Source organism: Streptomyces sp. NPDC001851, assembly GCF_040297165.1.
Taxonomy (GTDB): Bacteria; Actinomycetota; Actinomycetes; order Streptomycetales; family Streptomycetaceae; genus Streptomyces.
In genome coordinates, this window is record NZ_JBEOYR010000003.1 from 293,960 (window position 1) to 318,785 (window position 24,826).

Below are 24,826 nucleotides of genomic sequence, written 5' to 3' on the forward strand. Positions count from 1 at the left end.
CCGAGGGTGAGGTGTCAAGGTGCTGGGCGCGGAAAAGGCCCGTGAGCAATCTTGGAAGCGCCCCTTGTGCGCCCCCAGGCGTTCACTTAACCTCCAGGACATCGAAGCGCTTCGACAGAGTGCTCGCTCCGCCGGAGCAGATATCCGCTCAGCCAGATCCACTCAAGACACCGCAGCCGACGGCCCCCGCCGGGTGTCCTGGTGCGCCATGAAGGGTTGACGCAATGACGCCGAACGCCGTTTCCGCATCCGCCGCGACCAGCGGGACAACCCCACCCAGCCGGAGGAGCTTCCTCGCCTCCACCGCGGTCGCCGCCGCGGCGGTCGCCGGGGGGATGCCGCTGCTCACCGCGTGCGGGGGTTCGGACAGCGGTTCGGGCGGCGGCTCCTCCGCGGGCAAGGACGAGAAGAAGCTGCTGCCGGCCCATGTCGCGAGTGATGTGGTGGCCCCGGACATCCCCGCGAAGAACGGTTCGGCGATCGGCTTCACCGGCAGGCTCGACCTGGCGACCCTGAAGACCTCGGTCCCCAGGAAGCTCGGCAAGGGCGGCAAGGTCACCGTCATGTCGCCCTTCTGGGGCTCCCCGCCCAAGGGCGACAACGCCTACTACCGGGCGATGAACGACCTGATCGGCGTCGACGTCCTCTGGCAGAACCAGGACGGCAACACCTACGACCAGAAGCTCGGCGCGGTCCTCGCCTCCAGCGACGTACCGGACGTGGTGGTCGTCCCGAGCTGGAACATGGGCGGCAGGATACCCACCGCCATCATCAACAAGTTCGCCGACCTCGGCCCCTACCTCTCCGGCGACAGGGTCAAGGAATACCCGAACCTCGCCGCCATCCCGACCGACGCCTGGCAGCGCTGCATCATCGGCGGCGCGCTGCGCGGCCTGCCGCAGCCCACCCCGTACGTCACCGGCATCGTGCCCCTGTACCGCAAGGACGTCTTCGACAAGGAGGGCTACCGGGTCCCGCGCTCGGCGGACGAGTTCACGGCCCTCTGCAAGGAGATCACCAACGCCAGGGCCAGGCGCTGGGCCTGCCTCGACATGAAGTGGACCGCCTTCCAGGCCTTCGGCGTGATGTCCGGCAGCGAGAAGCCCCTCGGCTGGAACCTCGTCGACGGCAAGCTGGTCAACCGCATCGAGACCGAGGAGTACCTCGAAGCGCTGGAGTGGACCCGCAAGCTCTTCGCCGCCGGGTACGTCCACCCCGACGCCAGGATGGGCAAGAACGCCCCCGACCCCGGACCCAAGTTCGCGGCGGGCGAGTTCCTGATCTACCCCAACAACATCAGCCAGTGGTGGGGCCGTACCGCCGAACAGGCCACCCAGAACCCGCAGTTCAAGATCTGGGGCATGGACATCTTCGGCCACGACGGCGGCCACCCGCGGCTGTGGGCCGAACAGCCGGCCGGCGTCTTCGCCTACGTCAACAAGAAGGCCCCGGAGTCCGTGATCCGTGACGTGCTGGCCGTCGCCGACGTCACCGCCGCGCCGTACGGCACCAAGGAGTACATGCTCACCAACTACGGCGTCGAGGGAACGCACTACACCGTCAAGAACGGCGTGCCCGTCAAGACCACCCAGGGCAACAACGAGGTCATGAACGCCTACGTCATGGTCGCGAGCCCCGCCGCCACCGTCGCCCACCCCGACTTCCCCGAGGTCGCCAAGGCCCAGGTCGAGTGGCAGCAGCGGATGGGCGCCTTCACCAGGAAGTCCAGCTTCTGGGGCCAGATGATCACCGAGCCCTCCCGCTACACCAACCTCGGCAACGACTTCGAGCAGCTGGAGGACGACATCACCCGGGGCCGCAAGAAGATCAGCGACATGCAGCAGGCCGTCTCCGACTGGAAGAGCAAGGGCGGCGACAAGCTGCGCGACTGGTACAAGAAGCTCCTCGACGAGAACGGCACGGCGGCCGGCTGAGGCGAGGTACCGAGGCAAGGAGAAGGCCGTGTCCCACAGCACGTTGCCCCGCGGCGGGGCCGAGGCGGACGACAGGGCGGCAAAGATTCCGGTGGCCTCCGGCGACGCCACCGGAACCGGCAAGACGGCCAGGCGGCTCGGGCTGCGCCTCAGATTCCGGCGCGACCGCGTCCTGCTCCTGATGACGCTGCCGGCGGTCCTGCTGATCCTGCTCTTCAACTACCTGCCGATCCTCGGCAACATCGTCGCCTTCCAGGACTACGACCCCTACATCAGTGACAACGGCATCGTCTCGGTGCTGCACAGTCCCTGGGTCGGCTTCGAGAACTTCCAGCGGATCTTCCAGGACCCGGCCTTCTGGAACGCGGTGGAGAACACGCTGGTGCTGTTCTTCCTGCAACTCCTGCTGTTCTTCCCGGTACCGGTCCTGCTCGCACTGCTCATCAACAGCGTGGTCAGGCCGAGAGTACGGGCGATCGCACAGGCGGTCCTGTACCTCCCGCACTTCTTCTCCTGGGTGCTGGTCATCGCGGTCTTCCAGCAGCTCTTCGGCGGCGCGGGCGTCCTGTCGCAGCTCCTGCGCCGGCACGGCTACAGCGGCCTGGACATCATGACCGACCCCTCCACCTTCAAGTTCCTCGTCACGGCGGAGGGGATCTGGAAGGACGCGGGCTGGGGGATCATCATCTTCCTCGCCGCGCTGGCCTCGGTGAGCCCCGACCTGTACGAGGCCGCCGCGATGGACGGCGCCGGCCGCTGGCGCCGGATCTGGCACGTCACGCTTCCCGCGCTGCGCCCGGTGATCGCGCTGCTGCTGGTGCTGCGCGTGGGCGACGCGCTGACGGTCGGCTTCGAGCAGATCCTGCTGCAACGCGACGCCGTCGGACCGGGGGCCGCCGAAGTCCTCGACACCTTCGTGTGGTGGAACGGCGTCCGCAACCAGGACTTCGGCTACGCGGCAGCCGCGGGCCTGATCAAGGGCGTGGTCAGCCTCGGACTGGTCCTCGCCGCGAACAAGGTGGCCCATCTCATGGGCGAGCAGGGGGTGTACAAGAAGTGACCGCCGCCATCGACAAGCCGCCCGTACGGCCGCCGTCCCGGTGGGCCGCGCCGCCCCGCCCGGTGTGGGAGGAGCAGCCGAGCGGCGCGGGGGTGGCCGGCAAGGGCCTGGTCCTGACGCTGGCCTGCCTCGCCATCCTCTTCCCGCTCTGGATCGTGGTCGTCACCAGCCTGTCGTCCCGGAAGACGATCGACCAGGCGGGCGGGCTGGTGATGATCCCGAGGGGCATCACGTTCGTCGCGTACCGGGAGCTGCTGAGCGGCGGCCAGGTCACCCGGGCCGCGGTCATCAGCGTCCTGGTCACCCTGATCGGCACGCTGTTCTCGATGACCGTGTCGGTGCTGTGCGCGTACGGCCTCTCGCGCATCGGCTCGCTCGGCCACCGCTGGCTGCTGATGCTGCTGCTGGCGACCATGTTCTTCAGCGCCGGGCTCATCCCGACCTACCTGCTGGTGCAGTCCCTGGGCCTGATGGACAGCTATCTGGCGCTGATCCTGCCGAGCGCCGTGAGCGTCTTCAACATCCTGGTCCTGCGCGGGTTCTTCATGGGCATCTCGCAGGAACTCATCGACAGCGCGCGCATCGACGGTGCCGGTGACTTCCGGATCCTCCGGCAGATCGTGATGCCGCTGTCGCGGGCGGTGCTCGCCGTCATCACGCTGTTCTACGCCGTCGGGTACTGGAGCGCGTGGTTCAACGCGTCGCTGTATCTGAACGACCAGGACAAGATGCCGCTGCAGAACGTCATGATCCAGCTGGTGCAGAAGCAGGAGGCTCCGGTGGGGCTGGGGCAGGCGATCAAGACCGGCGAGCTGTCGGGGCTCGCGGTGCAGATGGCCGTCATGGTGATGGCGCTGCTGCCGGTGGCCGTGCTGTCGCCGTTCGTCCAGAAGCACTTCAGGAAGGGGATGCTGACAGGAGCCGTGAAGGGGTGAGCCACGCACCGGTCCACGGGACCCGCGAACCGGGCCCCCGCGAGATCACGGCCTCGTCCGGCGGTCTGGACCTCACCGTCAACAACGGGACGGCCGGCAGCGGTTGAGAAGCCGGGGGATGGGGTTTCATGGACTCCATGCGCATCTCCGCCCCCCTCGTCCGCACCCTGACCGCCGCTGCCGCACTGCTCGCCGTGCCGGGCACCGCGGCGGCGGCTCCCCTGTCCTCGCCCCTCCACCCCGTGGCCTCCCTCGCCGCCGACCGCCTCGCCACCGCCGACCTGGTCGCCGCCGCCAAGTGGGGCACCGACAGCCCCATCGACGACCCGGCCCGGGAACAGCAGGTCCTCGACTCCGTGGCCGCACAGGCCGAGCAGCTCGGCGCCGATCCGGACGAGGCCCGGCGGGTCTTCCGCGACCAGATAGAGGCCAACAAGACCGTCCAGCGCGGCCTGTTCGCCCGGTGGACGGCCCATCCCGAGCAGGCCCCGACCACCAAGCCGGACCTGAACGTCGTCCGGCAGACGATCAACCGCATCAACACGGACCTCGTCCGCACCCTCGCCGGCACCGCCGCGGAGCGCGCCACCCCGGCCTGCGGGCCCGAGCTCGTCGCAGCCGTCGTCGAGGTCCACCACGAGAAGCGCCCCGACCCGCTGCACACGGGTGCGCTCGTGCGCTCCCTGGTGTCCGTCTGCCAGGACTGACCGGACGGGTGCGGCCGGGCTCCCTCGCAGGGGCCCGGCCGCACGGACTCGGCTACTCCGCCACCGGCAGCTCCGCCCCGTCCCGCAGGAACAGCGGGATGCGGTCCAGCGGCGCGTCCACCGTCACCGCCGTACCGCCCTCGTACGTCTCGCCCGTCCAGGCGTCCGTCCAGCGGGCGCCCGCCGGCAGGTACGTCGTCCGGGCCGTGGCGCCCGCGGTCAGCACCGGGGCGACCAGCAGGTCCGGGCCGAAGAGGTAGGCGTCGTCCACCGACCACGCGGCCTGGTCGTCCGGGAACTCCAGGAACAGCGGGCGCATCACCGGCAGCCCCTGCTCGTGGGTCTCCCGCATCACCGTCAGGACGTACGGCTTCAGGCGCTCGCGCAGGCGCAGGTACCGCTCCAGGATCGCGCCCGCCTCCTCGCCGTACGACCACACCTCGTTCGGGCCGCCGGTCATCTCCGGGCCCAGCGGCATGCCCGGGTCGCGGAAGCCGTGCAGCCGCATCAGCGGGGACAGCGCGCCGAACTGGAACCAGCGGATCATCACCTCGCGGTACGCCGGGTCCCGCGGGTCGCCGCCGTGGAAGCCGCCGATGTCCGTGTTCCACCAGGGGATGCCGGACAGCGCGGTGTTGAGGCCGGCCGCGAGCTGGCGGCGCAGCGTGGCGAAGTCGGTGCCGATGTCACCGGACCACAGGGCGGCGCCGTAGCGCTGGCTGCCCGCCCACGCCGAGCGGTTGAGGGTGATGACCTCCTCACCCTGGGCGCGCAGGCCCTCGTGGAACGTGCGGGCGTTCTCGCGCGGGTACAGGTTGCCGACCTCCAGGCCCGGGCCCGCCCAGTAGCGCAGGTTCTCCGGGAAGCCCGGCTTCAGCTCGGGCTCGCAGGCGTCCAGCCAGAAGGCCGTGATGCCGTACGGCACCAGGTAGTTGTCGCGGACGCGCGACCACACGAACTCCCGCGCCTCGGGGTTGGTGGCGTCGTAGAAAGCGACCTGGACCGGGGTGGCGACCTCCTTGTCGGGCCAGTCGGCGTGCGCCATCGGGCCGTACTGGGTGCCGATGAAATAGCCGCGCTGCTCCATGAGCCGGTGGTTCTCGCTCAGTGGCGACACCGACGGCCACACGGACACGACCAGTTTGATGCCCAGCTCGTCCAGCTCACGCACCATCGCCGCCGGGTCCGGCCACTCCTTGGGGTCGAACCTCCACTCGCCGAGGTGGGTCCAGTGGAAGAAGTCGCAGACGATCGCGGAGACGGGCAGGCCCCGGCGGCTGTACTCCCGTGCGACTTCCAGGAGTTCGTCCTGGGTGCGGTAGCGCAGCTTGCACTGCCAGAAGCCGGCCGCCCACTCCGGGAGCATCGGTGCGCGTCCGGTGACGGCGGTGTAGGCGCGCTGGCCGTCGGCCGGGGTGCCCGCCGTGATCCAGTAGTCGATCTGCCGGGCCGCGTCCGCCACCCAGCGGGTGCCGTTGCCGGCCAGTTCCACCCGGCCGATCGCCGGGTTGTTCCACAGCAGGGTGTAGCCCCGGCTGGAGACCAGCACCGGGACGCTCACCTCGGCGTTGCGCTGCACCAGGTCCAGCACCAGGCCCTTCTGGTCCAGCCGCCCGTGCTGGTGCTGCCCGAGGCCGTACAGCTTCTCGCCCTCGTAGGCGGCGAAGCGCTGCTCCAGGCGGTGCCGGCCGCCCCCGACCGCCGTGTACAGGCGCGGGCCGGGCCACCAGAAGTGGGCCCGCTCCTCGGCGAGCAGTTCGGTACGGTCCTCGGTGCGCAGGAAGCGGACCAGGCCCTCGGCGGTCACCTCGACGGTCAGCGCGCCGACCGTCAGCCGGCCCGCACCGTCACCTGTCTCCACCGTGCCGGTCCGCTCGGGCGGGGAGTCGAGGAGCGCCCCCGGCAGGCCGTCGAGCACCGGGCCGCCCAGCCGGGCGCGCACCCGGACCGCGTCCGGACCCCAGGGCTCGATCCGCACCGTCTCCTGACGGCCGCTCCACTCCAGCGCCCCGTCCCGTTCACGGAAGGTGCCGACGGTGGGGGAGGACTGGGCGAGACCGACCTCGGGCTGTGCGACGGCAGGCTGGTTCACTGCGTGCTCCTGAAGGCGTGCGGGACGGGGACAAGGCAGGCAGAGGGGTGCCCCGGACCCACCGGAGCACGGGAGGGCAGGTCAGGGGGCGGCCGGTGCCGGTCCCGAACTCGCCCGTACCGTCAGCTCGGGCGCGATCAGCACGATCTCGTCGCTGCCCCGCCCGTCCAGCTTGGCCACCAGATGCCCGACCGCGTGCCGGCCCATCTCCTGCGCGGGGACGGCGACGGAGGTCAGTCGTACCGAGGCCTGGACGGCGACCTGGTCGGGGCAGACCGCGACCACGGACACGTCCTCCGGCACGGCCCGGCCCTGCTGGCGCAGCAGTGCGAGCAGCGGCTCCACCGCCGACTCGTTCTGCACCACGAACCCGGTGGTCGCCGGGCGTTCGTCGAAGACGCGGGCCAGGGTCGCGGCCATCGCGTCGTACCCGCCCTCGCACGGCCGGTGCAGGACCCGGACGCCCGACTCGCGGGCCCGGGTGCGCAGTCCGTCGAGGGTGCGCTCGGCGAAGCCGGTGTGCCGTTCGTAGACGGCCGGGGCCTCGCCGATGACGGCGATGTCACGGTGACCGAGGCCCGCCAGGTGCTCCACGCACAGCGCGCCGGTCGCGCTCCAGTCAAGGTCCACGCAGGTCAGACCCGCTGTGTCGGCGGGCAGGCCGATCAGCACCGAGGGCTGGTGGGTCTGCCGCAGCAGCGGCAGCCGCTCGTCCTGGAGCTCGACGTCCATCAGGATCATGGCGTCGGCGAGCCCGCTGCCGGTCACCCGGCGCACCGCGTCCGGTCCCTCCTCTCCGGTGAGCAGCAGGACGTCGTAGCCGTGTGTACGGGCCGTGGTGGCCACCGCGATGGCGATCTCCATCATCACCGGCACATACATGTCGGTGCGCAGCGGGATCATCAGCGCGATGATGTTCGACCTCTTGCCGGCCAGGGCGCGGGCGCCGGCGTTGGGGTGGTAGCCCAGTTCCCGGATGCTCTGCTCGACGCGCTGCCGGGTGGTCGACGAGATGGACCGCTTGCCGCTGAGGACATAGCTCACCGTGCTCGCCGAGACTCCGGCGTGCTGGGCGACCTCGGCGAGGGTGACCATCCGTGCTCCAAGCGTTGTGAAGCGCTTCGACAATGCGCTCTGCCGACGATGAATGTGAGGGTGTGATGGACACTAGCCCCAGCGAGGGCAGCGTGTCCAGAGCGCATCGAAGCGCTTCGACGCCTTTTTCCCTGCTCTCTGCGTGGTCGAGATGCCGAACGAGTCACTGGGAAGCAGTACACACCCGAGAACCCGGCCCCGGCAGACCTTTCGGCCGTTCGGACGCGCGAGGGGTGGTGGGGTCGGCCCGTTTCGGGTACCAACGATCCAGTAGCACTGGTCGGTAACGAACGGTCCGCAATCATCCCTCTTCGCGGCGAGGTGAGCCTCATGTCCGCCCCCACCACTTCACGCACCACCGTCACCGAGCGCGAGGCGCGCCGGGTGGCGGAGGACGCCCGGGAACGGGACTGGCGCAAGCCCAGCTTCGCCAAGGAGCTGTTCCTCGGGCGCTTCCGGCTCGACCTCATCCACCCCCACCCCCTCCCGGACCCCGAGAGCGTCCGGCGCGGCGAGGAGTTCCTCGCCAAGCTGCGCGCGTTCTGCGAGTCCACGATCGACTCCGCCCGCATCGAGCGCGAGGCCCGCATCCCCGACGAGGTCGTGGCGGGCCTGAAGGAACTCGGTGCCCTCGGCATGAAGATCGACCCCGAGTACGGCGGTCTCGGTCTCACCCAGCTCTACTACAACAAGGCCCTCGCGCTGGCCGGCTCCGCGAGCCCGGCCGTCGGCGCGCTGCTCTCCGCCCACCAGTCGATCGGCGTACCCCAGCCGCTGAAGATCTTCGGCACCCAGGAGCAGAAGGACGCCTTCCTGCCGCGCTGCGCCCGCACCGACATCTCCGCCTTCCTGCTCACCGAGCCGGACGTCGGCTCCGACCCGGCGCGGCTCGCCACCACGGCCGTACCGGACGGGGACGACTACGTCCTCGACGGGGTGAAGCTGTGGACCACCAACGGCGTGGTCGCCGACCTGCTCGTCGTCATGGCGCGCGTGCCGAAGTCCGAGGGGCACAAGGGCGGCATCACCGCGTTCGTCGTGGAGGCGACCTCGGAGGGCGTCACCGTCGAGAACCGCAACGCCTTCATGGGCCTGCGCGGCATCGAGAACGGCGTCACCCGCTTCCACCAGGTGCGGGTCCCGGCCGCCAACCGGATCGGCCCGGAGGGCGCGGGCCTGAAGATCGCGCTCACCACCCTCAACACCGGCCGGCTCTCGCTGCCCGCGATGTGCGCCGGCTCAGGCAAGTGGTGCCTGAAGATCGCCCGCGAATGGTCGGCGGAGCGCGAGCAGTGGGGCAAGCCGGTCGCGCTGCACGAGGCCGTCGGCTCCAAGATCAGCTTCATCGCGGCCACCACCTTCGCCCTGGAGGCCGTCCTCGACCTGTCCTCGCAGATGGCCGACGAGGACCGCAACGACATCCGCATCGAGGCCGCCCTCGCCAAGCTCTACGGCTCCGAGATGGCCTGGAAGATGGCCGACGAACTGGTCCAGATCCGCGGCGGACGCGGCTACGAGACCGCCGAGTCCCTCAGGGCCCGTGGCGAACGGGCGGTCCCGGCCGAACAGATGCTGCGCGACCTGCGCATCAACCGCATCTTCGAGGGCTCGACGGAGATCATGCACCTGCTGATCGCCCGCGAGGCCGTCGACGCCCACCTCGCGGTCGCCGGTGACCTCATCGACCCCGACAAGTCCCTGTCCGACAAGGCCAGGGCGGGCGCGAACGCGGGCGTCTTCTACGCCAAGTGGCTGCCGAAGCTCGTCGCCGGGCCCGGCCAGCTCCCCACGTCCTACGGCGAGTTCCGGCATGACGTCGACCTGTCCGGGCATCTGCGCTATGTCGAGCGCACCGCCCGCAAACTGGCCCGCTCCACCTTCTACGCCATGTCCCGCTGGCAGGGCCGGATGGAGACCAAGCAGGGCTTCCTCGGCCGGATCGTGGACATCGGCGCCGAACTGTTCGCGATGAGCGCGGCCTGCGTCCGCGCCGAACTGCTGCGCCGCCGCGACGAACACGGCCGCGAGGCCTACCAGCTGGCCGACGCCTTCTGCCGGCAGGCCCGCATCCGCGTCGAGGAACTCTTCGGCCGGCTGTGGACCAACACCGACGCCCTCGACCACAGCGTGGTCAAGGGCGTGCTCGGCGGTGCGTACACCTGGCTGGAGGAGGGGGTCATCGACCCGTCGGACGACGGCCCGTGGATCGCCGACGCGACCCCCGGAGCCGCCACCCGGCCGAGCGAGCGTCGCCCCTACGGCGACTGAGCCGCTCCTGTGCCGGCCGGCAGGGCGCCTGGGTCAGGCTCCCCAGGTGCCCTGCTTCACGGCGCAGTTCCAGCCCGAGCCGTACAGGCTGAACTTCAGCTGGTACGAGTGCGTGTTGAGCAGGTGCGAGGGCACCCTGAAGCCCAGGCTGGCCTTGCCCTTGAGCGTCCCCGTGTAGACGGACACCGACGTCGACGAGTTGCGGGTGATCCGGCCACCGGTCGGCTTGGCGTGGCCGAAGCGGACGTTCTTGAGGTTCGTGACGTTGAACGTGACCCTCTTGAAGCTCTGGGACGTATTGCTCTTGATGCCGAAGTACAGGCCCCCGTTCGTGACCCAGCCGTGCGAGTCGATGTAGAAACGGCTCGGGTAGACGATGTTGACCGGGCAACCCGTGCCGGCCGACGTCCGGGTGGCGGCCGATGCCGCTCCGGCGAGTCCGAGCTGAGCGGCGGTCAGAACTCCCGCGGTGGCCAGGACGGCCGCGGTCGCGCGCATGCGGTTCATGGTGGTGACTCCTCCCCCTTTGGCCCTTCTTGACTGGGCCCCGACGGAGAAGAATGCCATCCCCCGGGACCTGACGTGCGTAATTTAAGCAGGACTTGTTCAGCAGTACTTGTCGCTGGGGTCCCGCGTGGTCCAGGAGCACGAGTCCACCTTGGCGCCGCTCGCCCTGGTGAGGGTGGCCGTGTCCCTGTCGTTGTTCCAGACGTAGGCGCGGCGGCCCTGGTACTTGTCCGACGCGGTGTCCGAGCCGCGACCGGTGTGGATCTTCATGTACTTCCCGGCGCCGATCTTGACGTTCGGGAAGACGTACCGGTGGTTGGAGGCGTCCTTCAGCACCCAGCCGTTGAGCGAGACGGCCGTGCCACCGGTGTTCCTGATCTGCACCCACTCGGCGTTCAGGCTGGCGTTGGAACGGTTGTCGCTGCCCGGGCTGTCGAACCAGACGTGGTGGATCTGCACGCCTCCGGCCGCCTGGGCCGGGGTGCTGAGCAGGGTGCCGGTGAGCAGGGCTGCGCCGGCGAGGGCGGGCACGGCGGCGCGAAGGCGCACAGTACGCATGGAGAGATCCCCCCAAGGATGTCGTCCGCGAAAGTGATGCGACTGAAGTGTTATCACAGGATCTTCACCTGTGCTTCACAACGGGAGATTCCCTCCGTCCGGTGACGAAACCCGTGCACGCACCCGCCCGGGGGACGCCCTGTCCTGACCGTCTCCGCTTGCGGCAACAATGGAGGGATGACCGACAGCCCCGCCCATCCGGCACCCCTCGCCGACCCGCACCTCGTCTACGACCCCCTCGCGGGCCACGGCCCCAAGGACGTGGTGATCCTCGGCTCCACCGGATCCATCGGCACCCAGGCCATCGACCTCGTGCTGCGCCACCCCGACCGCTTCCGGGTCACCGCCCTGTCCGCGAACGGCGGCCGCGTCGCCCTCCTCGCCGAGCAGGCGCACCGGCTGCGGGTGCGGACCGTCGCGGTCGCCCGCGAGGACGTCGTACCCGCCCTGCGCGAGGCGCTCGCCGCCGAGTACGGCCCCGGCGAGCCGCTCCCCGAGCTCCTCGCCGGCCCGGACGCCGCCACCCAGGTCGCCGCCTCCCCCTGCCACACGGTGCTGAACGGCATCACCGGCTCCATCGGCCTCGCCCCCACCCTCGCCGCCCTGGAGGCCGGCCGCACCCTCGCGCTCGCCAACAAGGAGTCGCTGATCGTCGGCGGGCCGCTGGTCAAGGCGCTCGCCAAGCCCGGCCAGATCATCCCGGTCGACTCCGAGCACGCCGCCCTCTTCCAGGCGCTGGCGTCCGGGACCAGGGCAGACGTCCGCAAGCTGGTGGTGACGGCCTCCGGCGGCCCCTTCCGCGGCCGGACGAGGGCCGAGCTGGCGGACGTGACGGTCGAGGACGCCCTCGCCCACCCCACCTGGGCCATGGGCCCGGTGATCACGATCAACTCCGCGACCCTCGTCAACAAGGGCCTGGAGGTCATCGAGGCACACCTCCTCTACGACATTCCCTTCGACCGCATTGAGGTGGTCGTGCATCCCCAGTCGTATGTCCACTCGATGGTCGAGTTCACCGACGGATCCACGATCGCCCAGGCGACGCCCCCCGACATGCGCGGGCCCATCGCCATCGGTCTGGGCTGGCCCGAACGCGTCCCCGACGCCGCGCCCGCCTTCGACTGGAGCACGGCCTCCACCTGGGAGTTCTTCCCGCTGGACAACGAGGCCTTCCCGTCGGTGAACCTCGCCCGGCACGTGGGGCAGCTCGCGGGGACCGCCCCGGCGGTGTTCAATGCGGCCAACGAGGAGTGCGTCGAGGCGTTCCGCAGCGGCGCGCTGCCCTTCAACGGGATCATGGAAACCGTCACCCGGGTCGTCGAGGAGCACGGCACCCCGGACACGGGAACTTCACTCACGGTGTCGGACGTCCTCGAAGCGGAGACCTGGGCACGAGCCCGGGCCCGTGAACTGACTGCCACGACGGCGACCGCGGAGGCGCGTGCATGACGACCTTGATGTTCATCCTCGGCATAGTGGTCTTCGTGGTCGGCCTGCTGGTCTCGATCGCGTGGCACGAGCTGGGGCACCTGTCCACGGCCAAGCTCTTCGGCATCCGCGTCCCGCAGTACATGGTCGGCTTCGGCCCGACCATCTGGTCGCGGAAGAAGGGTGAGACCGAGTACGGCATCAAGGGCATCCCGCTCGGCGGCTACATCCGCATGATCGGGATGTTCCCGCCCGACGACCAGGGCCGGGTCTCCGCCCGCTCCACCTCCCCGTGGCGCGGCATGATCGAGGACGCCCGCTCGGCCGCCTTCGAGGAGCTCCAGCCGGGCGACGAGACGCGCATGTTCTACACGCGCAAGCCGTGGAAGCGCGTCATCGTCATGTTCGCGGGCCCCTTCATGAACCTGATCCTGGCGATCGGCCTGTTCTTCACGGTCCTGATGGGTTTCGGCATCCAGCAGCAGACCACGACCGTCGCCTCGGTCTCGCCGTGCTCCATCGACCAGAGCCAGCACCGCGACACCTGCAAGAAGTCCGACCCGGTGTCCCCGGCGGCGCAGGCGGGCATGAAGCCGCACGACAAGATCGTCTCCTTCGACGGCGTGCCGACCAAGGACTGGAACACGCTCTCGGACCTCATCCGCGACAGCGCCGGCAAGAGGGTCGCGATCGTCGTCGACCGCAAGGGCCGGCAGCTGACCCTGCACACGACGATCGCGACGAACAAGGTCGCCAAGAAGGACTCCAGCGGACAGTACGTCCGGGGCAAGTACGTCGAGGCCGGCTTCCTCGGCTTCGGCGCCGCCACCGGCGTGGTGCACCAGGACTTCGGCCAGTCCGTGACCTGGATGACCGACCGGGTCGGCGACGCCGTCGACTCCCTCGCCGCCCTGCCCGGCAAGATCCCCGCCCTGTGGGACGCCGCCTTCGGCGACGGCCCGCGCGAACCGGATTCCCCGATGGGCATCGTCGGCGCGGCCCGGGTCACCGGCGAGATCGCCACCCTGGACATCCCCGCCTCCCAGCAGGTGGCAGGGTTCGTGATGCTCCTCGCCGGCTTCAACCTCTCCCTGTTCCTGTTCAACATGCTCCCGCTGCTCCCCCTCGACGGCGGACACATCGCGGGCGCCCTGTGGGAGTCCCTGCGCCGCAACGTGGCCAGGGTGCTGCGCCGCCCGGACCCCGGTCCGTTCGACGTGGCGAAGCTGATGCCGGTGGCTTATGTGGTGGCGGGGATCTTCGTCTGCTTCACGATCCTGGTCCTGATCGCGGACGTCGTTAACCCGGTCAAGATCAGTTAGCGGTCCGACGGGCAGGCGTGTGAGGGGCGGTCTTCCACAGACCGCCCCTCGTTCGTGTGCGCGATTGTTTATGGTTAGATTTCGCTAAGATTTTCTCACCCATTAAAGCGGCAGTCCTTTCTGTGCCGCTATGTCCACGCCTCAGTGTGAAATTGCTGTACAGGTTCCGTGGGTTCTCTATGGCGATGGTCACGTTGTTTCCGATCTGACGCCGTTTTAGCCTCTCGCTCGACCACTTATTTTTGCTTTACGTCTGTGTGCGCGGGGGGCTGCAGATGTTCTTCCGTCATGCCGTCACCCGTGCCTGGAAAGGAATTCGGGTGACTCCTCGTATGCGCAGGATGCTCCCCGTCGCGGGGGCTGCTGTCGTCCTGGCGCTGGCGGGCACGCCGATGCTCGCGTCCGCCGACCCGCAGCCGACCGGGGGGACCGCCGGGGCCACGCCGCCGTCCGCGGTGGAGGACTACGCCTACCCGAACGCGGATCAGATCCAGAAGGATCAGGGCATCAAGCTGATCAAGGGCGACGGACACATCACCCTCGCCACGTGCGCCGACTCGGCCCAGCAGATCAAGGTCCTCACCGTGCAGGGGCAGGCCGGCAACCCGCAGGGCGCGTACTGCTTCAAGGCCTCCGCGAAGTCCGGGTATCTCACGCTGGAACTGCCGCGGGTGTTCGCGCTGGAGACCACCGACCACCCGATCAGCGCGGACCTGCGGCCGCAGGCCGATCCCACGGCGCCGGCGAAGACGGTGACCGTCGACAAGAACGGCTACCAGAGCGTGGGCGAGGGCGCGGCCGGTGGTGCACCGTCCGTGCTGCTGGAACTGCGGGTCACCGGCTGACCCGGCCCACCCGCCTGCCCGCTCCCTCTCATCGCTCTCGCACGACAGCAAGGAACCCCTTCATGTCTGGCTTTCGTCCGCGCACCGCGTGGACCGGCGGCCTGATCGCCGCCACCTCGCTGGCCGTCTCCCTGACCGCCGCACCCGCCACCGCCGTATCCGGCCCGACCGCTTCTGACACGGTCGCGGCCGCCACCGCCCGGCTCGATGTCGGCGGCCAGCGCGGCTGTTCGGCCACCCTGGTCGCCGCGCAGTGGCTGCTGACCGCCGCGAGCTGCTTCACCGACACCCCGGGCACCGCGCTCGCACCCGGCGCGCCCAAGCTGAAGACGACCGCCACCCTCGGTGGCAGCGCCCAGCAGGTGGTGAACCTGGTGCCGCGCGCGGACCGTGACGTCGTGATGGCCCAACTCGCCAAGCCCGTCGGCGGCATCACGCCCGTCCCGGTGGCGACCGCCGCGCCTGCGACCGGGGACGAAGTCCAGGCCGCGGGGTTGGGGCGTACCCACGAGGAGTGGGTGCCCGACCAGGTGCACGCGGCCGCTTTCACCGTCCAGAACACCGCCGCCACCACCCTCGATCTGGCCGGCAAGTCCGACGGCGCGGCGATCTGCAAGGGCGACACCGGCGGCCCGGTGCTGAGCACCACCGGAGCGGTCCTGGGTGTCAGCAGCCTGTCGTGGCAGGGCGGTTGCCTGGGCACCGACCCGGCCGAGACCCGCACCGGCGCGGTGGCCGCCCGGGTCGACGACCTCGCCTCCTGGGTCCAGCAGGTCGCCTACGCCCCCGTCTTCGCGGCCGCCCCGTGGAAGCACGCCGTGCAGATCACGGCCGGCTACTACACCGGCGACTCGGCCGGCGGCACCCGTCACATGGACCTGATCGTCGTCTGGGACAGCGGCAAGGTCACCCTCTACCAGGGCGGCTACGGCAACGACCCCGCCCGCCCCTTCACCGCGGAACACCAGCTGCAGCCCGAGAAGAGCATCTGGACCCACGCCGTCAACGTGACCGGCGCCAACACCGGCGGCGCCACCGACGGAGTCGTGGTCCGCTGGAACGACGGCGAGATGACCCTCTACAACTCGGTCGACGCCAAGGGCTTCCACGGCGAGAAGCAGCTCGCCCCGCCCCACACCGCCGAGTGGCAGAACGACGCCCAGCAGCTGACCGCCGGCCGCTTCACCCCGGGCGGCCGGCGCGACGACCTGCTGGTCACCTGGAAGGACGGCCACGTCTCCGTCTTCAGCGACCTGGCGGCCAACGGCCTGAAGAAGCAGGCCCAGACCGTCGCGAAGAACAACACCTGGCCCTTCGCCGAGAAACTCGCCACCGGCTCCTTCACCGGCAAGACCACCGATGACCTGCTGGTGCGCTGGATCGACGGCGAGACCACCATCTACCCCGGCATGACCGGCAAGGCCCTGCCCGCCGAGATCAGGATCCGGCCCGAGAAGTCGTACTGGACCAACGCGGCTGCGGTCACCGTCGGCGCCTTCAGCACCAACACCACCGCCAACGACATCCTCGTCCGCTGGAACGACGGCCACGTCAGCTACTTCACCGGCGTCGACGCCAAGGGCCTCCACGACGAAGTCCAGCTGGCGCCCGCCGACTGAACAGCCTGGAACGGCGTTCGACTCCTCCGCTCACGGGCCTGACCCCGACGTTCTGTGTGCGGCCGTCGGCGCCGACTGCTCATTTCGCTTTCCCATGAAAGATTCGAGAGACAGTTGAGAAAAGTGAAACCCGGGAGTATGCATGCGAGAACGGTCTCGCATGCGATACACAAGCTCTGTCTGATTCTGCTGCCCATCGCCCTTGCCGTCGGCCTGATGGGAGGTCTCCCCTCCCATGCCCTGGCCGACGGTTCACCGGCGAGTTCCGGCAACACCGAGATTGCCGACCGGGCTCGGGTGCTCGACCTGTGGTCGACCGGCGGGCCCGAGGTGCGGGCCGCTGCGGAAGCCGCGTTGACAGGTAGCGACGACGACGTCAGGAACTTCCTGGAGAAGTCGGCCTGGAGCGCCGAGTTCCAGGACGAACGTGTCAGCGCAGCACAGCTCGCGAGTGTGGGCGGGCGGAATTTGCAGGACGCGGCTGCGAAGGCTCTGGGCGGATCCGAACACGACCTGCGGGCCTTTCTTTCCAGCGGCTGGCAGGATCCGTTCTTCCAGGATCAGCGGGTTCAGGTCGCGCAGATCATCGATGCGGGCGGCCCGGAGGTGCAGAAGGCCGGGCAGGCCGCGCTGAACGGGACGCCGGACGACATCAAGGCGTTCTTGTCCACCGGTCAGTACGACCGGCGGGCGCAGGACGAGCGGGTCGAGGTCGCGCAGATCATCAGCGCGGGCGGCTCCAACGTGGCGGCGGCCGGCCGGATCGCGCTGAACGGCACGGCCGACGACATCCACGAGTTCCTGGAGGTCGGCCAGTACGTGGCGCGTGCCCGTGACCAGGAGCACGCCACGGTCGCCCAGCTGGCGGCGCAGGCCACGAAGGCCGGGAGCAGGGCGGCGGCGCAGACCAAGGCCGCCAAGGACGCCTCCGCGCGCGCTGTGACGGCGGCGAAGCTGGCCAAGGAGGCCGCGCAGAAGGCGGCGGCCGAGACCCAGGCCGCGAAGAACGACTCGATGCACGCGGCTTCGGCGGCCGGCCGGGCGGCGTCGGCGGCCAAGCAGGCCGCGGAGGCCGCGCAGGAGGCGATCGACGCCGCCGCGGCCGCCAACAACTCCGCGCGCCTGGCGGCCAGCGCGGCGGAGCAGGCGGCTTCGGCGGCGGTGGGTGCCGCGCAGGCGGCGTCCCGTGCGCAGAGTGCCGCCGCGGACGCGGCCAACGACGCGGGCAAGGCCTCGGCGGCGCGCAAGGCGGCCGAGGACGCCCGTACCGCGGCCAAGGGAGCGCGGCTGGCGGCGGACGCGGCCAAACAGGCCGGCAACGCGGCGGCCGAGGCCGGCACCGCGGCGAAGGCCGCCGCCGATGCAGGCAGCAACGCCGACGCCGCCGCGGACGCGGCCGATCAGGCCAACGACTACGCCACCCAGGCCGGCGTCCACTCGTCCGAGGCCGGTGTCGAGGCGGCAGCTGCCCGCCGTCACGCGCAGGAGGCCAACCGCGCCGCCAACGCGGCAGCAGCACTGGCCGGGGAGTCGGCCAGCGCGGCGAGTGACGCACAGGACGCGGCGAACGCGGCGGCCACGCATGCGGACAACGCCGCCAAGGACGCCGATGACGCGGCCAAGCACGCCGGCGAGGCTTCCACCGCCGCCGCCCAGTCGGCGGCGCATGCCAAGGCCGCCCAGGAGGCGGCCGACGCCGCCACCGCGGCCGTCGCCAAGGCCCAGAAGACCCATCAGACCGCGGTCAAGATCGAGACGGAGGAGCTGACCGAGCGCACCAACGCCGGTATCGCGCAGGCCAAGGACCTCAAGGCCCAGCAGGACCAGCGGGCAGCCGCCGACGCCGCTGCCGCCCAGCAGGTCAAGGACACCGACGGCCAGGCCAAGAGCCTGGCCGCGCAGGCCGTCCAGCCCGGGGCCGACCCCAAGACCCTCGCTGCGGCCGGCCGCAAGGTCGCGCTGGCGACCATGCAGACCGGCGGGCCCTGGAGCCAGGGCGCCGCCGAAACCGCCCTGACCGGCACCGACCAGGACGTCGTCGACTACCTCACCACCCGCCGCGACCAGGCCGCCCACCAGGACGACCGCTACCGCGTGCAGACGCTGGCCCAGGAGAGCTCCCTGGCCTCGGTGCGCACCGCGGCCGAGGAAGCGCTCAAGGGCAGCGACGACCAGGTCTCGGCGTTCCTGGCCACCGGCCAGTACGAAGCGGGTGCGCAGGACTTCCGGGTGAACATCGCCCAGGTCATCAACGCCGGCGGACCGGTGGTCCAGCAGACCGGCCGGGCCGCACTGGACTCCAACGATCCGCAGAAATACCGGCAGTTCCTCACCACCGGCCAGTACCAGGCCCGTACCCAGGACGAACGCGTCCGCGCGGCCCAGCTGATCGACAGCGGCGGCCCGCAGATGAAGTCCGCGGCGCGGATCGCCCTGGAAGGCCCTGACGACCTGCTGGATCATTTCATCCAGATCGGGCAGTACAAGGCCCAGCGCCAGGACCACCTCGGCGCGACCCACACCGCGCAGATCGCCCAGCTGATCGCGGACGCCGCCGGTGTCGCGGCCACCGCCCAGCAGAACGCCGCCGACGCCCACAGGGCCGCTGCCAACGCGGTCAGGGCCAGGGACCAGGCGGCCGACTGGGCGAAGAAGGCCGACGCCTCCGCCAAGCAGGCCAAGGGCTACGCCGACCAGGCCGCCAAGTCGGCCAAGGACGCCCAGGCCTCCGCCGACCAGGCAGCCGCCTCCGCCCACACCGCCGCGAAGGCAGCCGCCTCCGCCGACCAGGCCGCAAGCGACGCCGCCGCCTCCGCCGTCGACGCCGCAGGCTCCGCCCAGTGGGCCCAGGCATCCGCCGCCGACGCCTACAGCGCCGGCGCTCAGGCCCGCGCCTCCGAGCTCGCGGCCGGCAAGGACTCCAAGGCCGCCGACAAGGCCTTCGCGGACGCCTTCCAGACCGCCGTGGAGAAGAAGGAAGCCGAACGAAAGGCCGCCGAGAAGGACACCGGGACCCAGGCCGAAGCCCGCTACCGCTGCGGCATCCTCGGCTGCGACGCCGTCGAACACCCGGCGCACTGGTGCCAGCACAACGAGACCTTCTGCGAGGTCCTCTCCCAGGCCCCCGCCGCCAACGCCGCGATGCAGCAGCTGTGGGACTTCGTGAAGGACACCACCGGCATCGGGCGAGGGGAGGACTGTTTCGAGCGCCGCGATCTCATCGCCTGCGGCGAGCTCTTCGCCGACGTCACCATGAGATCCAAGCTCAGGCTCTTCGAACGCGGGGTGCAAGCGCTGGAGGACCTGCGCCGCGTCCGTTACCTGAAGGGGTGCACCCAGTGCTTCCCGGCCGGCACCAAGGTCCTTATGGCCGACACCGGCCGGCGGAGTATCGAGACGATCCACCCGGGTGACACCGTCCTGGCCACCGACCCGTTCACCGGCCGCACCGCGCCCCGCAAGGTCAGCCGTCTCATCATCACCGACGGCGACAAGCACTTCGACGAACTCACCATCACCACCCCCAGCGGCCCCCGGAATCTCACCGCCACCTACGAACACCCCTTCTGGAGCCCCTCAGTACACCGGTGGGTCAAGGCCCGCGACCTCACCCCTGGCACCACCCTCCTCAGCACCAACGGCACCACCGTCCGTGTCCAGGCCAACCGAGCCTTCGACCAGCACACCCGGACTTACAACCTCACCGTCGACGACCTCCACACCTACTATGTACTCGCCGGAACAACTCCCGTACTGGTGCACAACAGCACCTGCGGTGACATTGAACTAGGGCCTGGGATCAGCTCCGCTGATTCTTTGTCCTCCTTCACTTCACCAAAGCCGGAGACCGAGTACGTCTTCGACCCCACCACCGGAAAGTTCCTCGCAGGAGACAGAGAGCCGATTTCCGGAGGGCTCAGCCCCCATGAGCAGTTGGTGGCGAAAATGGGGGCCGATCCGAAGGCGGTAGCGGGTGGCACGCTGTACCGTGATGCGGAGGGACAGCTCGTCTTCACGCAAGAGAGCGGCCATTTTGGGCACAACTGGACACCTGCCGCATGGGATCAGTTCAAAAAGCTCATGGAAAGCTACGGGATCAAGGCCGAGTACGAATCATGGGGCTAGACATGGGAGAGTGGACGCCGGTCCTGAGGAGCAGTTACGACTCGTGGCTGGGTGTCATGCCGAACGGAATGCTCGGTGTCGGCAAGGCGGACGAGGGCAGGGCGACGCTGGAGGGGTCCGGCTACGTAGCCATGTGGCCTTTCCTGGAGCGGGATCTCGTCGAGTGCCTCGATGACTTCACGAGATCCTGGCACCTCCTTGGGGGGCATGGGGTTTCCACCCCGGAGAAGCTGGTGGAGCTGACGGTGCAATCCGCGTGTAAACGAGGGCGCCCCTATTGGATGGCGCTGGCTGTTCAGTGGCTCACTCGAATGGCGCGCATGCCCGGCTTCGATTCGCAGCTGGTATCCGGACTGCTGGAATCTGCGGCGGAGTCAGAGACACTGCCCGGCGAGCTGCGTGAACAAGCTCGAAAGCTGTGTCCGCCCGACTGACACCGGTAACCAGAAAGGCGGCTCGTCACCTCACTGGACGAGCCGCCCCACCGCTTCCGGGCCCATGCCCTCAGCACTCGATGATGTTCACAGCCAGCCCGCCCCGCGCCGTCTCCTTGTACTTCACCGACATGTCCGCGCCGGTGTCCTTCATGGTCTTGATGACCTTGTCCAGGGACACCTTGTGGGAGCCGTCGCCGCGCATGGCCATCTTGGCGGCGGTGACCGCCTTCACCGCGGCCATGCCGTTGCGCTCGATGCACGGGATCCGGACCAGGCCGCCGCCAACGCGGTCAGGGCCAAGGATCAGGCGGCCTACTGGGCGAAGAAGGCCGACGCATCCGCCAAGCGGGCCAAGGGCTACGCCGACCAGTCGGCCAAGTCGGCCAAAGACGCCCAGGCTTCCGCCGACCAGGCAGCCGCCTCCGCCGACCAGGCCGCAAGCGACGCCGCCGCCTCCGCCGTCGACGCCGCCGGCTCCGCCCAGTGGGTCCGGGCATCCGCCAGCGCCGCCTACACCGCCGCAGCGCAGGCCCGCGCCTCCAAAATCGCGGTGGAACCCCGGCCGAGCTCTTCGACGATGCCGTTAAGGAAGGCCAGGGCGAGGACTGGTATACCACACAGAGAGAGATGGCGTTTCTGGAGCGAGCCCACCGCGTGGGTGAGCTGCCCCGGAACAGGGTCACCTTCTACCTGGACGGAAAAGACGTCACCGACGAAGTCTATTCCGGATCCAAATATCTAGGGGGTTCTTGAGGTGACTATCGCCCGGTGGGAACGCGGGTTCCGAGTGTGGCATTACTCGGTGAGCTATCAGCGGCTGTTGCTGCGCAGCCTCACCGAGTACTCCCCGACTCGTGTGGACGTGCTCTTCTCGAACGTCAACTTCATGCACCTTCCGACGAGCTTCGAGTGGTTCGAGGTACATGAGGACGAGCACTTCGCCATGCCGGGGGTGAAGATCGAGAGCCCGCGAGGAAAATGGTTCGTTCTGAACGACGGGGCCGACTATGTCCATGCGACACATTGCCAGTGGCACGAAGATGAGGGGAACTCCATGACACCGTCCCGCTTCGGACCGTTTCGGCGTACGGACTGAGGTCCACGCAGCACACGCGGGGCTCCTGTGCCGTTGCGGGTGAGGATCGTAGCCTCGCCCCTCGGCACGGGAGCCTTCGTGCCGCTGTCCGGCTCAGTGCGGGGCGGCGAAGAGGTGAGGTAATGCCACTCAGCATTCTGGTACGCACCTATACAGGTGAGGTCTTGGCGACGTCCGCCCATCCCGCCATCGGCGCGATATGTGAGTCCGCGCGGAAACGCGGTCTGGTGATGCTGGGCTGCGTGGACAAGTACGACGACACCGTGTTCAACAGGACCCAGGTGTCGCACCTACGCGAAGAACTGGTACAGCTGCGCGAGCACTGTGCCGCCGACGAGACGGAGGCTCTGGCGGAGCTTGCGAAACTGATGGATGTGGTTTCGGAGCGTCCGCACAGGTACCTCCTGTTCAACGGCGACTGACCGAGGGCACCGCGAGCAACGCGCAGGACTCAGTGCGGAAAGGCCCGAGGTGGCCGCTGCCGGGGCAGTTCCTCGCGGAAACCGGATATCGCGGAGCTGATCTGGCGCATCAGAACCGTGTCCTCCAGCCGGTCGAGGTAGAGGTTCGCGCGCGCCAGGACGGGCAGGTCGACACAGAAGTACAGCGACATCAGCGGGTTCACGAACAGCTCGCTGCCACGGGTGCGCTCGGTGAACCGTACGTCCCCGAACTCCCCCCGCACGGCGGCGGCGACGGACCCGTGGACGATGCTCGGATGGCTCGCATGGCTGCGCTGGGCATCGGCCACCGCGTCGAGATAGGCGGCACCCTCGATGCTCTCGCGGGGCAGCGAGAACGCCCCCAGATACCCGCCCGCGCGGTCCAGGGCGGCCAGGTTCTCCAGCACCAGCGAGTGGTTGACGCCGTGGTAGGCGTCCACGCCGAAGCCCACGCAGGCCACGAGCCGGTGCGTGACCTCGTCCAGTCCCGCGACGGCCGCGAGGCTGGCCATGTCCTCCTCCGGGGTGCCGAGCCCGTGCTCGTCACCCCGCATCAGGATGTCGGTCCCGCCGTCCACCAGCACGATCGCGTCCACCCCGCCCAGGTGCTCCAGCAGCGCCCGGTAGGCGGCACGCAGCGGCTGCACACCCGTGCGGGGGAAGGCGTACACGGTGTCGGGCAGGTCCCGCGAGTGGAGCCAGCGGGCGAGGGCGCGCTCGGGGAAGTAGTCGCCGCGCAGCGGGGTGTCCGGGCGGACGGCGGCGACGTCCTCCGCGACCCAGGAGTCCAGGTCCAGCCCGAACAGGTCGGAGAAGGACAGGCTGGCCAGGTGCACCTCGGCACCGGCCGACCGCAGCGCGAGGGCCAGCGGCAGCCCGGCGTAGACGTCGAACCCCCCGCCCGCCCCCGCGACGAGGACCCGGCCCGCCTCGCGCAGGCGGCTGAAGAAGACGGGCTCACGCAGGGAGATCACCACCCGACCCTAACCGGCCACGGGCCGGGCACGGTGATCAACCAGGGATCCTGCTCCTCAGGGCCCCGCACCATGCCCGGACCCCTGCGGCGCGACGCCATAGGGTGGACCGCTGGGACGCCGCGTGCCTCCGTTCACGTCCGTGCCGTAATCTCGAAGCCCGGAGCCCGCTGCTGACGGGACCGGGCCTTGATCCACGACTTGGGGTTGCACAGCAGATGACTGCGATTTCTCTCGGCATGCCGTCCGTTCCGACCAAGCTCGCCGAGCGCCGCAAGAGCCGGCAGATCCAGGTCGGAAGCGTGGCCGTCGGCGGAGACGCGCCCGTCTCGGTCCAGTCGATGACGACGACCCGTACGTCCGACATCGGCGCCACCCTCCAGCAGATCGCCGAGCTGACCGCGTCCGGCTGCCAGATCGTCCGGGTGGCCTGCCCCACCCAGGACGACGCCGACGCCCTCGCGACCATCGCCAGGAAGTCCCAGATCCCGGTCATCGCGGACATCCACTTCCAGCCCAAGTACGTCTTCGCCGCCATCGAGGCCGGCTGCGCCGCGGTCCGCGTCAACCCCGGCAACATCAAGCAGTTCGACGACAAGGTCAGGGAGATCGCCAAGGCCGCCAAGGACCACGGCACCCCGATCCGCATCGGCGTCAACGCCGGCTCCCTCGACAAGCGCCTCCTCCAGAAGTACGGCAAGGCGACCCCCGAGGCCCTGGTCGAGTCGGCCCTGTGGGAGGCGTCCCTCTTCGAGGAGCACGACTTCCGGGACATCAAGATCTCCGTCAAGCACAACGACCCGGTCGTCATGATCGAGGCCTACCGCCAGCTCGCCGAGCAGTGCGACTACCCGCTCCACCTCGGCGTCACGGAGGCCGGTCCCGCCTTCCAGGGCACGATCAAGTCGGCGGTGGCGTTCGGCGCGCTGCTGAGCCAGGGCATCGGTGACACGATCCGCGTGTCCCTGTCCGCGCCCCCCGCCGAGGAGGTCAAGGTCGGCCTCCAGATCCTCCAGTCGCTCGGCCTGCGCCAGCGCGGCCTGGAGATCGTCTCCTGCCCGTCCTGCGGCCGCGCCCAGGTCGACGTGTACAAGCTGGCGGAGGAGGTCACCGCAGGCCTGACGGGCATGGACGTCCCCCTCCGGGTGGCCGTCATGGGCTGCGTGGTCAACGGCCCCGGCGAGGCCCGCGAGGCCGACCTCGGCGTCGCCTCCGGCAACGGCAAGGGCCAGATCTTCGTCAAGGGCGAGGTCATCAAGACCGTCCCCGAGTCCAAGATCGTCGAGACCCTCATCGAGGAGGCCATGAAGCTGGCCGAGCAGATGCAGGACGAGGGCGTGGAGTCGGGCGAGCCGTCGGTGTCCGTGTCCGGCTGACCCCT

At 69.7% G+C, this 24,826-nt stretch carries 19 protein-coding genes and 1 pseudogene; 14 read left to right on the forward strand and 6 right to left on the reverse strand.

Translation table 11 applies throughout. The features are described from left to right. The first annotated feature begins 224 nt into the window (after nt 1–224). The 4 genes from ABT171_RS06335 to ABT171_RS06350 all read left to right on the forward strand — a co-directional run bounded on the left by ABT171_RS06335 (nt 225) and on the right by ABT171_RS06350 (nt 4,636). Nucleotides 225–1,934: an extracellular solute-binding protein gene (locus tag ABT171_RS06335; protein WP_351240371.1), complete on the forward strand. Its 1,710-nt coding sequence runs from the start codon at nt 225–227 to the stop codon at nt 1,932–1,934. Between the two features lie 28 nt (nt 1,935–1,962). Beyond that, nucleotides 1,963–2,994, forward strand: a complete 1,032-nt coding sequence (locus tag ABT171_RS06340) for an ABC transporter permease (protein WP_351240373.1) — start codon at nt 1,963–1,965, stop codon at nt 2,992–2,994. Further along, nucleotides 2,991–3,929, forward strand: a complete 939-nt coding sequence (locus ABT171_RS06345) for a carbohydrate ABC transporter permease (RefSeq protein WP_351240375.1) — start codon at nt 2,991–2,993, stop codon at nt 3,927–3,929. The genes ABT171_RS06340 and ABT171_RS06345 overlap by 4 nt, the downstream gene beginning before the upstream one ends. A gap of 137 nt (nt 3,930–4,066) precedes the next feature. Continuing rightward, nucleotides 4,067–4,636: a chorismate mutase gene (locus ABT171_RS06350; protein WP_351240377.1), complete on the forward strand. Its 570-nt coding sequence runs from the start codon at nt 4,067–4,069 to the stop codon at nt 4,634–4,636. Nucleotides 4,637–4,688: 52 nt separating this feature from the next. Here ABT171_RS06350 and ABT171_RS06355 read toward each other — a convergent pair whose 3' ends face one another. Both ABT171_RS06355 and ABT171_RS06360 read right to left on the reverse strand, forming a co-directional pair. Beyond that, on the reverse strand, nt 4,689–6,728 hold the full coding sequence (locus tag ABT171_RS06355) for a glycoside hydrolase family 31 protein (protein ID WP_351240379.1): 2,040 nt from the start codon (nt 6,726–6,728) through the stop codon (nt 4,689–4,691). 81 nt (nt 6,729–6,809) lie between these two features. Beyond that, nucleotides 6,810–7,823: a LacI family DNA-binding transcriptional regulator gene (locus ABT171_RS06360; RefSeq protein WP_351240381.1), complete on the reverse strand. Its 1,014-nt coding sequence runs from the start codon at nt 7,821–7,823 to the stop codon at nt 6,810–6,812. A gap of 330 nt (nt 7,824–8,153) precedes the next feature. On the opposite strand from ABT171_RS06360, the gene ABT171_RS06365 reads away from it, so the two are divergent. Further along, on the forward strand, nt 8,154–10,091 hold the full coding sequence (locus tag ABT171_RS06365; RefSeq protein WP_351240383.1) for an acyl-CoA dehydrogenase family protein: 1,938 nt from the start codon (nt 8,154–8,156) through the stop codon (nt 10,089–10,091). 33 nt (nt 10,092–10,124) lie between these two features. Here the strand turns inward: ABT171_RS06365 and ABT171_RS06370 are convergent, their stop codons facing one another. Together ABT171_RS06370 and ABT171_RS06375 are read right to left on the reverse strand one after the other, a co-directional pair. Next, complete coding sequence (locus ABT171_RS06370) at nt 10,125–10,598, reverse strand: hypothetical protein (protein ID WP_351240385.1); 474 nt, start codon at nt 10,596–10,598, stop codon at nt 10,125–10,127. Between the two features lie 99 nt (nt 10,599–10,697). Further along, the gene (locus tag ABT171_RS06375; RefSeq protein WP_351240387.1) at nt 10,698–11,156 is read right to left on the reverse strand and encodes a lamin tail domain-containing protein; all 459 of its coding nucleotides are present in this window, start codon (nt 11,154–11,156) and stop codon (nt 10,698–10,700) included. A 177-nt stretch (nt 11,157–11,333) separates the two neighbouring features. Between ABT171_RS06375 and dxr the strand changes: the two genes are divergently transcribed. From dxr to ABT171_RS06405, 6 genes are all read left to right on the forward strand, one after another. Continuing rightward, complete coding sequence (gene dxr / locus ABT171_RS06380; protein ID WP_351240389.1) at nt 11,334–12,605, forward strand: 1-deoxy-D-xylulose-5-phosphate reductoisomerase; 1,272 nt, start codon at nt 11,334–11,336, stop codon at nt 12,603–12,605. Next, nucleotides 12,602–13,906, forward strand: a complete 1,305-nt coding sequence (locus ABT171_RS06385) for a M50 family metallopeptidase (protein ID WP_503074090.1) — start codon at nt 12,602–12,604, stop codon at nt 13,904–13,906. The genes dxr and ABT171_RS06385 overlap by 4 nt, the downstream gene beginning before the upstream one ends. A gap of 320 nt (nt 13,907–14,226) precedes the next feature. After that, a complete protein-coding gene (locus ABT171_RS06390) occupies nt 14,227–14,751 on the forward strand; it encodes a hypothetical protein (protein WP_351240391.1) in 525 nt (174 codons plus the stop codon). A 62-nt stretch (nt 14,752–14,813) separates the two neighbouring features. Beyond that, nucleotides 14,814–16,370: a trypsin-like serine protease gene (locus ABT171_RS06395; RefSeq protein WP_351240393.1), complete on the forward strand. Its 1,557-nt coding sequence runs from the start codon at nt 14,814–14,816 to the stop codon at nt 16,368–16,370. Nucleotides 16,371–16,586: 216 nt separating this feature from the next. Further along, a complete protein-coding gene (locus ABT171_RS06400) occupies nt 16,587–20,495 on the forward strand; it encodes a polymorphic toxin-type HINT domain-containing protein (protein WP_351240395.1) in 3,909 nt (1,302 codons plus the stop codon). 2 nt (nt 20,496–20,497) lie between these two features. Then, nucleotides 20,498–20,929 (forward strand): hypothetical protein, encoded by a 432-nt coding sequence (locus ABT171_RS06405; protein ID WP_351240397.1) that lies wholly within the window; start codon nt 20,498–20,500, stop codon nt 20,927–20,929. A gap of 70 nt (nt 20,930–20,999) precedes the next feature. Here the strand turns inward: ABT171_RS06405 and ABT171_RS06410 are convergent. Next, a pseudogene (locus tag ABT171_RS06410) lies at nt 21,000–21,233 on the reverse strand (L-serine ammonia-lyase, iron-sulfur-dependent, subunit alpha); the annotation flags it as partial. A gap of 501 nt (nt 21,234–21,734) precedes the next feature. Between ABT171_RS06410 and ABT171_RS06415 the strand changes: the two are divergent. Both ABT171_RS06415 and ABT171_RS06420 read left to right on the forward strand, forming a co-directional pair. Then, nucleotides 21,735–22,028, forward strand: a complete 294-nt coding sequence (locus ABT171_RS06415; protein WP_351240399.1) for a hypothetical protein — start codon at nt 21,735–21,737, stop codon at nt 22,026–22,028. A gap of 122 nt (nt 22,029–22,150) precedes the next feature. Beyond that, nucleotides 22,151–22,450 (forward strand): hypothetical protein, encoded by a 300-nt coding sequence (locus tag ABT171_RS06420; protein ID WP_351240401.1) that lies wholly within the window; start codon nt 22,151–22,153, stop codon nt 22,448–22,450. A 29-nt stretch (nt 22,451–22,479) separates the two neighbouring features. Here ABT171_RS06420 and ABT171_RS06425 read toward each other — a convergent pair whose 3' ends face one another. Beyond that, the gene (locus ABT171_RS06425) at nt 22,480–23,445 is read right to left on the reverse strand and encodes a DUF1152 domain-containing protein (protein WP_351240403.1); all 966 of its coding nucleotides are present in this window, start codon (nt 23,443–23,445) and stop codon (nt 22,480–22,482) included. Nucleotides 23,446–23,663: 218 nt separating this feature from the next. On the opposite strand from ABT171_RS06425, the gene ispG reads away from it, so the two are divergent. After that, the gene (gene ispG, locus ABT171_RS06430) at nt 23,664–24,821 is read left to right on the forward strand and encodes a flavodoxin-dependent (E)-4-hydroxy-3-methylbut-2-enyl-diphosphate synthase (RefSeq protein ID WP_351240405.1); all 1,158 of its coding nucleotides are present in this window, start codon (nt 23,664–23,666) and stop codon (nt 24,819–24,821) included. Nucleotides 24,822–24,826: the final 5 nt, after the last annotated feature.